The organism is Dorea acetigenes (assembly GCF_025567385.1).
GTDB lineage: Bacteria > Bacillota > Clostridia > Lachnospirales > Lachnospiraceae > Claveliimonas > Claveliimonas acetigenes.
Genome location: NZ_JAOQJU010000006.1, coordinates 65,999 through 79,722, shown reverse-complemented (window position 1 = coordinate 79,722; position 13,724 = coordinate 65,999). Strand labels below are relative to the sequence as shown.

At 45.1% G+C, this 13,724-nt stretch carries 13 protein-coding genes; 11 read left to right on the top strand and 2 right to left on the bottom strand.

The genetic code is table 11. The features are described from left to right. Positions 1–3 precede the first annotated feature (3 nt). A complete protein-coding gene (locus OCV99_RS07560; protein WP_158369485.1) occupies positions 4–603 on the bottom strand; it encodes a putative ABC transporter permease in 600 nt (199 codons plus the stop codon). A 135-nt stretch (positions 604–738) separates the two neighbouring features. On the opposite strand from OCV99_RS07560, the gene OCV99_RS07555 reads away from it, so the two are divergent. Both OCV99_RS07555 and OCV99_RS07550 read left to right on the top strand, forming a co-directional pair. Beyond that, complete coding sequence (locus tag OCV99_RS07555) at positions 739–1,455, top strand: DUF5714 domain-containing protein (protein ID WP_158369525.1); 717 nt, start codon at positions 739–741, stop codon at positions 1,453–1,455. Continuing rightward, on the top strand, positions 1,448–2,389 hold the full coding sequence (locus OCV99_RS07550; protein ID WP_262575161.1) for a type II CAAX endopeptidase family protein: 942 nt from the start codon (positions 1,448–1,450) through the stop codon (positions 2,387–2,389). Before OCV99_RS07555 ends, OCV99_RS07550 begins: the two co-directional genes overlap by 8 nt. A gap of 27 nt (positions 2,390–2,416) precedes the next feature. Here the strand turns inward: OCV99_RS07550 and OCV99_RS07545 are convergent, their stop codons facing one another. Further along, complete coding sequence (locus OCV99_RS07545; RefSeq protein ID WP_158369483.1) at positions 2,417–3,721, bottom strand: glycosyltransferase family 2 protein; 1,305 nt, start codon at positions 3,719–3,721, stop codon at positions 2,417–2,419. 142 nt (positions 3,722–3,863) lie between these two features. On the opposite strand from OCV99_RS07545, the gene OCV99_RS07540 reads away from it, so the two are divergent. From OCV99_RS07540 to OCV99_RS07500, 9 genes are all read left to right on the top strand, one after another. After that, positions 3,864–5,246, top strand: a complete 1,383-nt coding sequence (locus tag OCV99_RS07540; protein ID WP_158369482.1) for an NCS2 family permease — start codon at positions 3,864–3,866, stop codon at positions 5,244–5,246. 177 nt (positions 5,247–5,423) lie between these two features. After that, positions 5,424–6,284: a YitT family protein gene (locus OCV99_RS07535; protein ID WP_158369481.1), complete on the top strand. Its 861-nt coding sequence runs from the start codon at positions 5,424–5,426 to the stop codon at positions 6,282–6,284. A gap of 15 nt (positions 6,285–6,299) precedes the next feature. After that, the gene (locus tag OCV99_RS07530) at positions 6,300–6,947 is read left to right on the top strand and encodes an endonuclease III domain-containing protein (protein ID WP_158369480.1); all 648 of its coding nucleotides are present in this window, start codon (positions 6,300–6,302) and stop codon (positions 6,945–6,947) included. 51 nt (positions 6,948–6,998) lie between these two features. Beyond that, positions 6,999–7,289 (top strand): hypothetical protein, encoded by a 291-nt coding sequence (locus tag OCV99_RS07525; RefSeq protein ID WP_158369479.1) that lies wholly within the window; start codon positions 6,999–7,001, stop codon positions 7,287–7,289. A gap of 321 nt (positions 7,290–7,610) precedes the next feature. After that, entirely contained in the window at positions 7,611–8,240 is a 630-nt protein-coding gene (locus tag OCV99_RS07520; protein ID WP_262575158.1) for a SipW-dependent-type signal peptide-containing protein, read from the top strand. An 86-nt stretch (positions 8,241–8,326) separates the two neighbouring features. Beyond that, positions 8,327–9,478, top strand: coding sequence for a hypothetical protein (locus OCV99_RS07515; RefSeq protein WP_158369477.1), 1,152 nt, complete (start codon positions 8,327–8,329; stop codon positions 9,476–9,478). After that, entirely contained in the window at positions 9,450–9,962 is a 513-nt protein-coding gene (locus OCV99_RS07510; RefSeq protein WP_158369476.1) for a signal peptidase I, read from the top strand. The genes OCV99_RS07515 and OCV99_RS07510 overlap by 29 nt, the downstream gene beginning before the upstream one ends. Beyond that, positions 9,946–10,506: a hypothetical protein gene (locus OCV99_RS07505; protein ID WP_158369475.1), complete on the top strand. Its 561-nt coding sequence runs from the start codon at positions 9,946–9,948 to the stop codon at positions 10,504–10,506. Before OCV99_RS07510 ends, OCV99_RS07505 begins: the two co-directional genes overlap by 17 nt. Beyond that, positions 10,493–13,699, top strand: coding sequence for a Cna B-type domain-containing protein (locus tag OCV99_RS07500; protein WP_262575155.1), 3,207 nt, complete (start codon positions 10,493–10,495; stop codon positions 13,697–13,699). The genes OCV99_RS07505 and OCV99_RS07500 overlap by 14 nt, the downstream gene beginning before the upstream one ends. Positions 13,700–13,724: the final 25 nt, after the last annotated feature.

Here is a 13,724-nt window from a genome sequence, read left to right as displayed (position 1 = left end):
TGTCTATGTGGTTATCCCGAATCCCATGTTGGGGTTCAGGAAGGAATACAGCAGATCTCCCGTAAAGAGAAGAAGCAAAAGCATACAGAGGATTCTGCGTTTTTGGGTGGACAGTTTCTGTATCCGGTTGTCCAGAAACGGGGCAGCGGCATAGACGATGAAGAGTCCGCCGAAGCCGAAGATAGTAAGCCCTTCCAGGCATACCCGTCCCCGGAGCTGGAACAGCATGTCGCTGTAATCCCACCATCTGACGCCGAACAGCATTTCTAACATCACGCTGGTGAAATACTCAATTGTTCCGCATAATAACATAATCATGCCGAACAGATGAAAAGGCTGTCTGCGCCATTTTTTCAGGAGGAGCAGAATCAGGATTCCACCGGCTCCGTAGATTGGAAGCCATGGGCCGGCGAGGACACCGCGGTTAATAATCATTCCATCTTCAATGATATGTAAAATCACTTCCCATATCCATCCCATTCCAGAAAAAATAAAAAACAACAGAATCAGTGAAGAAGCAGAGTAAGTCCGCTGGTAGCCGATTTCTGCGATTGGGCTGACAGATAAGACAAAGTTTTCAAGTTTGGCTGTCGCAGCTCTCATAATGAATCCCCCTTTATGTAAGTGCATCGTTTTTGTATAGGAATAGTGTACAAAAAACAATTAAAGATAAAGGGTGGTAATTTCTGAAGAAATTCTGAATATTTTTGTATAATTATGAAGGAGAAAGGGATACATATGTCAGGAAAAAGAGGCGCATGTCTGGTGTGTGGGAAGCCATTATTATACTATGAGAATGCCAGAGAAATGGAGTGCAGCATTTGTCATAAGAAGTTTGAGAATAATGTAAGCTGTGAGGACGGACATTATGTGTGTGATGTTTGTCACAGCAAGCGTGGGATTGAAGTGATAGAGGAAGTCTGCAGGAAATCAGGCAGCAGGAACCCCATCTGTTTGATGCAGGAAATCATGGATAATCCTTATATCTATATGCATGGACCGGAGCATCACGTGCTGGTGGGAGCCGTTCTTTTGACTGTATACCATAATTGCGGCGGCCAGATAGATTATCCGTGGGCGATGGAAGAGATGGTACGCAGAGGCAGAGAAGTACCGGGCGGCATCTGCGGATTCTGGGGATGCTGCGGGGCGGCGGTCAGTACGGGGATTGCGTTCAGCATTATGAAGAAAGCGACGCCTTTAAGCGGAAAATCCTGGGGACAGGCAAATCTTATGACGGCAAGAGCATTGCAGAAGATTGGTTCCTGTGGCGGACCGAGATGCTGCAAGAGAGATTCCTTCCTGGCGGTACAGGCGGCATCTGAGGGGATTGATGAAGAATTTGGAATCAGGCTGGAGATGCCCCGGAAGACTGTGTGCAGTTTCTGCGGAGAGAATGAACAGTGTATCCGGCATGCATGCCCATTTTACGAAAAGGAGACGGCTTATGAATAGAAAGAAATTAAAACCATATGGAATTGCAGTATTACTGGTTGTTTTGTATGCCATAGATATTTTCTGGCTGAGCGATTTCCTGGGAGCCTGGATGGGGCTTTTGGGTACGGTAGTTAGTGAAGCGCTGCTGGTGGTGATAGCGGTGGGAGTTTTTCTGATTTTCCGGGGCAGGCTGCGGAGCATTTTCCCGTTCAAGAAGCCGGAAGCAGTGAAAATAGCCGGAACGGTGGTGCTCTGGATAGGGGCATACTGGGGCGCATTGCTGATTACCATGGTGATTGCATACTTTTTCCCACAGGAAGTGATGGGGGCAGGACAGGGAATTCAGGATGTTATGGTGAGCGCTCCGGTGCTTCTGTCCTTACTGGTTATTTCGCTTACCCCGGCAATTTGTGAGGAGATGGCTTTCCGCGGAGCGCTTCTTAGCTGTTTTCGGAGTATGAAGAACAGATGGGCGGCAATTATCATTGTATCGGTTATTTTCGGAGCTTTTCACGGCAGTATCTGGCGTATGGTGCCGACAATGCTTTTGGGGATTGCGATGGGGTATCTGCTGTTTGAGACGGAGAATATGTTCTATAATATGCTGTTTCATCTGATAAATAATGCCTTTCCCATTCTGTTACTGGCTGTTTTAAATGCTCTGCTGAAGATGACCGGGACAGACCTGATTCAGGCGGCGGGGACTTCTGCCCAGATGACAGAGCTGCCCCTTGGTTCCGTTGCACTTTATGTTATGTACGGAGGGGCAGCGCCGCTTCTTATTTATCTGGGAAATTATCTGCTCCATAAGGGACAGCCCGGATATGAGAACGGTGTATTCCCGAGAGAAAAGAAACAGACTTTGATTTTGCTGATTGCCGTCGGGATTGGCATGATGGTTTTGGGGATTTTCTTGCTTATGTTTTCTGTCCTGGTTGAGGGGATAGCATAAGCAGAATGCCCGGAAAAATTGGATCCTTTAAAGGATTTTCTGCATATTGTGCTTGATTTTTTCTGTAAAATATGCATATTGAATCAAATCATCCTCTGTAAATCCGGCAAAACGTGCGCGGTCATAATTTCCTTGGGCGGTGGAAATCTCGGCCAGAACCGGTGTGGCAAGGGGGAGGAACACAATCTGAAGCTGTTTGGAGCTTCGTTTATTTTCCACCTTTAGATAATTTTTGGAGGAAAGCTTCTGGAGCAGTACGGACAGGCTTCGCAGAGATAAATTCGCAAAGTCTGCAAGTTCTTTCCGGCTGCTGCTGTGGTGAGGCTGGGTTAAGTACATCAGAAGACGGACTTCATCCAGCGTCAGGTCATTTTTCAGGGCAATGGGTTCCAGATAGTAATCCATAAGCTTCCGGCTCCGGTAGTCATCCATGAGGAAGCCCTCGGCGGCCAGGACATCTGCTGAGACCTGGCTTCTTTCTTCTCCCAATTTCTTGGAACCGGGCAGGATGGTGGGCGGTACGATGCCATCATTTGCAGCATCCACCAGAAAACGGTAGACCTGCAGCCGGTTCTTCTCATAATCTGCTTCGTCCAGGACATGCTTATAAAAATTATGATAATATTCAAAGACCATGAGTTTCATCTTGATAGTCTTGGAAATGTTCATTCCCTGACTGGCAAGAGAACCTTTGGTTTTTACATAATAATAAATTGGCACCTGAAGGGCGAAGAAGACGTCTGCATAACGGATATATTCCAGATTAAACATAAAATCCTCACACCAGCTGATATGAGTGTCCATGCGGAGATGATGGCTTTCAACGATACTGCGGCGGAACAGTTTGTTCCAGAGTACGCCGTAGTAGAAATCTGCCGGATTTTCAAGCATATGTGCAGCAAATTCTTCTCGGGTCAGTACGCAGTCTTCCTCTATATTGCCCTTATGGGATACCCGTTTTCCAACAACCCGGTAGAAATCAGAAATTACCATGTCACAGTGATAGTGCTCGGCAGTTTCTACCAAGAGCCGGGTGGCGTTTGGGGTAATCCAGTCATCGCTGTCCAGAAATTGAAGGTATGTGCCGCGTGCCATGTCAAGAGCAAGATTTCTGGAATCAGAAACGCCCGAATTTACCTTATGGACGACGCGGACACGGGAATCTGCAGAGGCATAGCTGTCGCAGATGGCGCCGGAAGAGTCCTGGCTACCGTCATCAATCAGTAAAAGTTCAAAGTCGTTATATTCTTGGTTCAAAATGCTGTCGATGCAGCGGGTAAGTGTGCCCTCGGCATTGTATACCGGCACAATAATGCTGACGGTTGGCTCCATAATTAATACACTCCTGTCCTCAAATTATTTGACATCTATTTTAACATGGATTGGGAAAAAATTGAAATAATTTTGCAATTGTGTTATGCTGAAATAGTATTTTTGTCAATACTAAAAATTAGAGAAAAGAAGGGGGAAAGAAATGTTAGAAAAATTTTTTAAGCTCAGTGAAAATGGCACGGATGTTAAGACGGAAATTATTGCCGGTATAACCACCTTTATGACGATGGCCTATATTCTGGCGGTTAATCCCAGCATCCTTTCCGCAGCAGGGATGGATCAGGGGGCAGTATTTACAGCTACGGCGGTTGCTTCTTTGATTGGTACGCTTTTGATGGCAGTATTTGCAAATTATCCATTTGCTCTGGCGCCGGGCATGGGGCTGAATGCATATTTTGCCTATACGGTAGTCCTTGGCATGGGTTACAGCTGGCAGTATGCGTTGACGGCAGTGTTTGCAGAGGGTATTATCTTTATCATTCTGTCATTAACGAATGTCCGTGAGGCGATTTTCAATGCAATCCCGCAGAATCTTAAGGCGGCGGTCAGCGTTGGAATCGGTCTGTTCATTGCATTTATCGGTCTGCAGAATGCGAATATTGTTATCGGAGGCTCTACCTTGCTTCAGTTATTTTCTGTTGATGCGTACAATGAAGTGAACGGTACTGCGGCAACCTTTAACGATGTAGGAATTACAGTACTTCTTGCGATCATCGGTATTCTTATTACGGGAATCCTGGTGATTAAAAATGTGAAAGGAAACATTCTGTGGGGAATCTTAATTACCTGGCTTCTTGGTATTATCTGTCAGTTTGCGGGATTATATGTTCCAAATCCAGAGCTGGGTTTTTACGGGCTGCTTCCGGATTTCAGCAGCGGCCTGTCGATCCCAAGTATAGCGCCGGTGTTTGGGAAGCTTGATTTTTCAGGAATCTTCTCCTTGAATTTTGTAGTCATTCTTTTTGCGTTTCTGTTCGTAGATATGTTTGATACTATTGGAACATTGATCGGTGTGTCTGCTAAGGCAGGGATGCTGGACAAGGATGGGAAGCTTCCGCATATCAAAGGAGCTCTGATGGCGGATGCAGTTGCAACGACAGCAGGAGCAATATTGGGGACGTCCACAACAACCACTTTTGTTGAAAGTGCATCCGGTGTGTCAGAAGGCGGAAGAACCGGGCTTACGGCAGTGACTACAGCAATCCTGTTCGGGCTGTCTTTGTTCCTGTCGCCGATTTTCCTTGCAATTCCGTCCTTTGCAACGGCACCCGCATTGGTGGTAGTTGGATTCTATATGTTGACAAATGTGGTGAATATTGACTTCAACGAGTTGTCAGAGGCGATTCCCTGTTATATCTGTATTGGAGCGATGCCGTTCTTCTACAGTATTTCTGAAGGAATTTCCATGGGAGTTATCTCATATGTTGTGCTGAATCTTCTGACTGGTAAGGCGAAAGAAAAGAAAATCAGTCTTTTGATGTATGTGCTTGCCATATTGTTTATCCTCAAATACATTTTGTTATAAAAAGGAAACTCAAAACAATAGAAATGAATGAAGTCCCTGTCTTTGCCGGAGGTTTTCCGATAAGGACAGGGATTTTTTCTGGTACATGGAAATATTGAGAAAAACAAGAGCAATAATTGTCAAATGGTGTTATAATATCTGACGGGGATAGAAAAAAATTTTAAAAGGTGGTAAGTCATGAAGTTTAATCCAAAAGAAGATGTAAAAAGAATCATCGTAGTCTGTCTGGCATCCGTTATTATGGCGCTGAATATCAAATCCTTTGTCAGGACCGGAGGACTTTATCCGGGAGGGGCGACTGGCATTACGCTGTTAATCCAGCGTGTGGCGGAGATGTTTTTTCATGTAGAACTTCCCTATACGCTGATTAATGTAGCGCTGAATGCATTTCCGGTGTACATAGGTTTTCGGTTTATCGGGAAGAAATTCACCATGTATTCCTGTCTGATGATTGTATTGACCAGTGTGCTGACAGACTTCATTCCCGGGTATGTGATTACGTATGATACCCTGCTGATCAGCATTTTCGGCGGCCTGATTAATGGCGCTGTAATCAGTCTCTGTCTTATGGTAAATGCGACTACAGGGGGAACGGATTTTATCGCAATCTTTCTGTCTGACAAGAAGGGGATAGACTCCTGGAACATGGTATTGGGGCTGAACGTAGTCATTCTGGCTGCGGCGGGTATCCTGTTTGGCTGGGACAAGGCGCTTTATTCCATTATTTTCCAGTATACTTCTACACAGGTGCTGCACGTGCTTTACAGGAAGTACCAGCAGGTGACGTTGTTTGTTGTCACGGACAATGCAAAAGATGTTTACAGGGCGATTGCCAGAACCAGTAATCATGGGGCGACAATTATGGAAGGAGAAGGCTCCTACGAGGGAAAGGAAAAAAAGGTTGTGTATTCGGTAGTGTCCGGTGCGGAGAGCAAAATGGTAATCCGCGCGGTCAAAGAAGCAGATGAACATGCTTTTGTAAATGTATTGAAGACAGAGAAACTGGATGGAAAATTCTATTATAAGCCAAATGAGTAGAGCAGGAGGAGAAAAATGGAAGCAGAGGTAAGAGAGAAGCAGGAGCTTGCGCTTGAAGTGATTGCGAGACTCAAAAAAGAGTATCCGGATGCGGGATGCACGCTGGATTATGATCAGGCGTGGAAGCTTCTGGTTAGTGTCCGGCTGGCGGCTCAGTGTACCGATGCCAGAGTGAATGTGGTGGTGGAAGGGCTCTATGAGAAGTACCCCAGCGTGGAAGCCCTGGCGGAGGCTGATGTGGACGATATCGAAGCAATTGTGCGTCCCTGCGGTCTGGGAAAGAGCAAGGCAAGGGATATAAACGGCTGTATGAAAATGCTGCGGGATGAGTATGGAGGAAAGATACCGGAGGATTTTCAGGCTCTTTTGAAACTTCCGGGCGTGGGGAGAAAGAGTGCGAACCTGATTATGGGGGATGTGTTCGGGAAGCCTGCAATCGTAACAGATACACATTGTATCAGACTGGTAAACCGTATAGGGCTTGTGGATGGGATTAAAGATCCGAAGAAGGTGGAGATGGAGTTGTGGAAAATCATTCCGCCGGAGGAGGGCAGTGATTTCTGCCACCGGCTGGTCTATCATGGAAGAGATGTGTGTACGGCAAGGACGAAGCCATATTGTGACAGGTGCTGCCTTGCTGATATATGCCAGAAGAGGATATAAAGAGATGAACCCAGAAAACTTACAGGAAGACAAAAAAGTAAGGAGGCGGCTATGGCAGATATTGTAGGAATGCTGGATGAATTGCAGGGGAAAGCGCTGCAGGATCAGGAAGTAAGGGAGAAGCTTCTCGCAACCAGAAAAGAAAAGGACCCGGTGTCGGCTTTTTGCCGGGTGTGCAGGGAATTGGGATATGAGCTGTATGAGATGGAATTAATCTGTGCAGGAGAAGAATTTCATGCGGCTATGAAGCGGAGTACGAATGGCGGCGGTGAAAATTCGCCTATGCTTTCCGGAGAGGATGATTTTTATGAATTGTTTTTTGCCAGTATTGAAAATTCCTAAGTGACGGACGGGGAGTGCATGTGGGCACTTCCTTTTTTAATAGACATAATTAAAAAAACACTTGTCAACATAACAAAAATGTGTTATGTTAAGTACAACTTATTCATTTCTGTTTCTTGCAGAAAGTGTTCTTAAGTTAAATCGGCGTTTCGCCAATATTTCACATCAATTTATTTCAGTGACAGAATGTAGAGGAGGGAAGAAAATGTATCATTAGTTCACAACAAAAAAAGTATCACAAATGTTTGTAATAGGCTTTATCTGTATTTATATTTTATCGAAATGCTGTCTCCAGATGATTTAGAAAAGGAGAAAAAGCGAATGAAGAAGAAAAGGATAAAAATAATTATTTTGACAGCAGCAATAGTCTGTGTAATGGCAGCAGGCGGTATTATGGCGTATTTTACGGACGAAGAGAGCGTATCCAATACATTTACGGTGGGAAAGATTTCTCTGGAGATTCAGGAACCGAACTGGAATCCGGATGAAGCGAAAGACATTACGCCAATGAAAAATATTTCCAAAGATCCGCGGATTAAGAATAATGGGGTGAATCCGGAGTTTGTTTTTGTAAAGATAGCGGTTCCCTGTAAAAAAATTGTGACAGTGAATGCAGATGGATCGCGGAATGAAGCGAAGGAGACGGAACTGTATCAGTATGAGGTGAATGAAGGCTGGATGGAGATTCTGGAACCTGAAAAGGATGAAAAAGCGGGGACGGTGACCCATCTGTATGCGTATGGTACAGAGCAGGAATGCACGGAGCTTGTGAAGGACGCAGTGACGGAAGCGGTATTTGACAGCGTGACATTTGTAAATGCGGTAGAAGGGCAGGAACTCGAGATGGGAGCCTGTGATATAGGAGTGAGCGCATATGGAATTCAGACGACAGATCTTGGTGGCGGAAAGACAGCGCCCCTTGATGTGTGGTCCATATTGCAAGCCGGATAGGAAGAAAAAGTGAGATAAAAAACAGAGAGAACAAAAGGCGGCAGATAGAAAGAGAAAATACAGACGAAGCGGTAAGGAGGAGAATTGTGAAAAGAAAAAGGAAATGGATGATTGCGCTGGGATTTTTGATTCTGGTGTGCGGCGGCTATATGGCCGTATCCGCAGGAAATGAGGCAGCTGTCAGCAACCATATTTCTACCGGAATCATAGATATTGAGCTGGAGGAGCATCAGATAAAAAATGGGAAGGAAGCCAAGTGGCAGGATAATCCGCTGCTGCTTCCCGGAGCCGACGTATCGAAGATTCCGCGGATACATAATCGTGGCAGTGACTGTTATGTGAGGGCAAGTATCGGATTTCGGGATCTTGCAGTTGACCTTGAGCGTCATATTTATGGGCTCGGCGGAAGCTGGGTAAAGAAAAGCGATGGGTATTATTACTACACGGATATATTGAAAACAGGGGAAAGCACGGATTTGTTCAAAGGAATTCAGATTCCGGCGAATTTTCCACAAGAGGCGGAGGGAAGTGCGTTCCATCTGGATATATCTGTGGATGCAATACAGAGCCAGAATTTTACTCCGGATTTTTCTTCCGGTATGCCGTGGGGACAGGTAGAAATTCTGAAGTGTGAAAAGCAGGGTCCCTATCAGATTACTTCCTACACTCCCGGAACGGGCAGGATATTTCAGGTTGAGTACCGGGGAGAGAGTGATTCGCTTTTCATTAATGAAGAGGATTTTTTTGAGAACTTCCCGGTTCTCATGCCCGGAGATGTGTATAGTGACAGTGCAGAACTCCGTAACAACAGTGAGAAGGAGATGGAACTATATTTTCGGAGTGAAGTATCTGAAAAGCAGGAGCTGACGGAGGAAGTGGAGCTTTTTATTACGGTAGAAACAGATGGAAATGAAAAGATGCTTTATAAGGGACCGCTGAAGGCAGAATCCTTGTCGGAGAACAGGCTTCTTGCAAAAATCCCAAAGTCAGGGCAGGGAAAATTAAGTTTTACAGTGACTGTGCCAAAGGAATTAGATAATCGATATTCTGCGGAAGAAGGCCAGGTAAAATGGATTTTTACGACAAATCCGAAAGACTCAGGCCTGCCGTCCGTCCGGACCGGCGATTTTCAAAGGATTGGAATTTTTCTGGCAGCGGCAGGCGTTTCTTTGGGGCTGATTGTAATTATCATGAAGAGGAAGAAAAGCAATGAAACGAATCATCGTTATAGCCATTAATATGGCGGTCTGTACGGTGGGAATCAGTATTTTGCTGTTTGCCATATTGCTGCTGGCAGGCATAAGACCCTATGTAGTGCTGTCCGGCTCTATGGAGCCCGTAATCAGGACAGGAAGCCTTTGTTTTGTGTACAGGAGAGCCGATTATGAAGATATCTGTACCGGCGATATTATTGCCTTCCATGTGCAGGGAGGGAATCTGGTAACGCATCGGGTAATTGCGGTGACAGAAGAAGGATTGGAGACCAAGGGTGATGCAAATGAACTGTCTGATGGAATTACGACAACGGAGAGGAATTTTGAGGGAAAAACGCTCTTTTGCATTCCGGGGCTGGGATATTTCAGCAGATTCTGTCGGACGGGACGGGGGAGAGCAGTGATGCTGTTTTTGCTGGCAGGTGTTTTCCTTGTGGAAATTTTAGAAAGTACAGGCGGGAAACAAAATAACAGGAGGAAGAAAAAAGAAAATGAAGAAAAGATATAGAAAAGCGCGGTTGTTTCTTTTGGATATGGCAGTTTTATCTGTAAGTATTGTAGGAGTGCATTCCATTTATGCGTATTTTACACATCAGGCGGCATTGGCGAACCAGGTTACTATCGGCGAAAATACGATTGTGCCGGAAGAACCGTTTGATCCTCCGTCTCCCGGGGAGAAAACCGTGAAAGAACCAAGAGCGGTGAATACAGGGAAAACCAATTGTTATGTGAGAGCGAAAGTTCTGTTGTCGGATAGCAGAGTTCAGTCGTTTCTGACCTATGTGAATGAAGGTAATACCGGTGAAGGGCTGTGGATTAAAAATAAGGATGGCTGGCTATATTATGACCGGATATTGGAGACATCGAAAAAAACAGAACCTATTTTTACCCATATTATAACAAATGAAGAAATCCCGGAAGAGTTGAAGGATTTCTCGATTGACGTGCTGTTTGAGTCTGTGCAGGCAGAAGGATTTAAAAATGCGGAAGATGCTTTTGCAGAGATTAAAGGTACGAAAAAAGAAGTGGAGGAAGCTTATGAATCTATTTAGAAGAAAAAGGCGTTTCCCGGCGCTTGTGATGGCGGCTGTTATGCTGCTGTTTACCTGGGATGTTCCGGTCGAAGCCGAGGAAACGGAGGCAGTGGAAACAGAAGAGATGGCCGAAGCTGAGGAAACGGTTTCTTACGGTTCGCCGGAAAATGGGGAGGACTATGATTTTTCGGGGATTGCTCCTTTGTATGAAGAGGCGGAGACAGCAGACCGGTATTTCGGCTTTGCGGAGGAAAATGTCTTTCGGGCAAGGGAAATTACGCGCCGGACAGATTTGGCGGTTCATATCAGAAAACGGGCGGAATGGACGAATCAGGATACGGGAGATGGGGAAATTACACTGCAGTATGCGTCTAATTCAGGTTTGGTCACAGGAACGAAGGATATGAATATCATTCTACTTCAGGACAAATCCGGCTCTATGGATTCCAACTATGGATTTCGCATACAATTGGAGTATGAAGGATTGAGTGCTTCAGCTTATCAAAGTTCGGAGTATTATCCCATAAGAAATCCTTATGGATGGACGGAAGCAGCGGACGAGATGGTAGATGAGATCGTGGAAAACCGTAATTACGTGGGAAATTTAAATTATACAGGAGAGGGATTTAACGGAGGTTACATTCATAATGGGGAAATGGCATATAATTCGCCGTGCCAGGTGGACGCACATTATTATCTGCTGGCTGCGGATGACGCGACTTCCGGAAATACGAAATCAACTTTTATACATGGCAATAATCTGTATAACATTTCCGGCACGGATTATCACCATTATCGGTTACTGAGCAGCCGAGAGGAAGCGCTTGGCTATCTGGCAGCCGGACGAAGAGTCATACGGGCAAAGAAATATTGCGATGAAAATGGAGAGCTTCATTTTGCGGATGAGTATTACTATTTTTTAGATATCAGTAAAATTGTAACATATCATGGTAAGCAGTATTTGAGTACGATTGACACGGAGTGCGAGAAGAATGACAGGCTTTCTAAGTCTCAGGATTTTATGAAAAAACTGACGGAGAATATGAAGAATCTAAATAAGAACAATCAGATTGCATACATCCCTTTCTGGGGCGATGTGCCACAGAATGGAAGCTGGCGCAATTTGTCTGCCAATGGAAGTAATAACGGACTGATTGTTGATACCTATTCACCGCAGATATCAACGAAAGCGGGAGTAGGAACCTATGGATTTCAGCCGGAGAGTAAGTTTGGCGTTATTCTGGAACAGATACAGAATCCGTTTACCTACAATGGAACGAACTGGTCTGCGGCGTTTAATCAGGCGCTGGTTTATCTGAAGCAGCGGAATAATTTGGAGAAGGAAAAGGATACGCTGCTTATATTCCTGACAGATGGTATGCCGCAGGGATTTGCCGGAAAAGCATCCGATATTCATAATCCGGCGATTAACGGGCAGAATCAGATAAAAGAGCTGAAAGGATTGGACGGGGTGAGGATTTACGCCTGCGGCGTTTGCATTAACCAGCAGGATCAGACGGTGACGGACAGGATGAATCAGGTAGATTCTTCCGGAGCTGCTACATTTGCCCGGACGACAAATCAATTTAACGAGCTGATGGAGGCAGTGGAGGAACGTATACAAGAGGAATATGAAGAGGCCATATACGGAAAAGATGGATTCTATATGGATCAGTTGTCAGATGAGGTTTCATTGGATGAAAAGAAACTGGATTCTTCCTGGTCTGTGCTGGAGAAGGAAGATGCGGCGCTGGTAAAGGGCGTTCCGGAAAATGTCTACCGCGAGGTAGCGGATCATCCGCAGGTTACTCATGTATATGTGCGAAAGACAAAGACGGTCTATTGGTATGTAAAAGAGATGACGAATGGTTCTTATGACGCGGAGGGGCATACGTTTTCTTTTCCGGTTACTTACATGGGATATGACGATTCAACGGCAGGAAATAAGAAAAATATACAGACGAATCAGAAGCAGAAATTTACGTATATTTCTTCCGCAAATGAAAATCAGGTGCTGGAAGTAGCGACAGAGGTTCCGAATCTTGTTTTCAGCAGGCAGAATCCTTCGATTTCTATTGAAAAGAAACTGGAAGGTTCTGATTTTAAAAAGGATCAGACATTTTATTTTTCCTGTGCGGACACCAGGCAGAGCTATGCTGTGAAAGATGCAGTTAAAACAGCCAGCGTGACGGTGAAAGCGGGAGAAACCGTGGGAAGGACGATTATCAACGATATGAAGCCCGGAACGTATTATATTTATGAAACAGATAAAGAGGGGAAGATCATAAGCCCGGAGGAAAAATGTGTTTCGATGGGGCAGAAAAAGGAGATCATGACCCTGGAGAAGAATTCCGAAGTTCCGGCATCTGCGACTGCTTCAGATGGATCTTTACTGGAGAATCGAAATAATTATCTGCAGATATCCGCTGTGGATGCAGCAGTTTCTTTTACGAATTCTTATACGTCTGTGATAGGAGAGAAAATGTGGGATGACGGCGGCTCATCAAAGCGTCCTTCCAAGGTTGTGATAAATTTGTATTGCGATGGAAAAAAGGCGGACAGTGCAGAAGTTTCAGAAAAGACAGGATGGAAATTCGGATTCAATAATCTGTCTGTATATGATAGTCAGGGAAAGGAACATGAATATACGGTTGAGGAAGAGCCGGTAGACTGGTATCGGACTTTTGTTCAATACGAGAACCGCAGCGGCGGGAAATATGCAATCATAACCAACAGGCTTGAGGCAGGGGATTTGACTGTTACGAAAACCATAAAATCCGGCGAGGAAGATATCTGGTGGGCGCACGGGAATCCAACTTTCGTTATCCGGGTATCAGGAGACGGGGCGGACGGAGAGCACTGCACTTTCTACCATACTTATGAATTTACGCGGGAGTATGTGCAGGAACATCAGAAGGATGGGGTGGTATCCTTATCCTATACATTTAAAGACATTCCGCTTAGCGGGCAGTATAAAGTAGAAGAGCTGTGTGTGAGCAGATATGGCCCCGGATGGGTAAAAGGAAATGGAGAGAATGTAACGCTTAGAGAAGATACGGCAGGGGAAGAAGAAGGTGTTTTCAGCAAATATGCAGAGGTGAATCTGAAGGAAAGGCCGGAAGGGACGGAAGTAGAGTTTTTCAACGATAAGAAAAATTATGGATGGTACAGTCATAACGCCTTTGTAGAAAATCAGATTCACCTGCAGTAAAATCCCAGATATCCAGTGGCAGGAT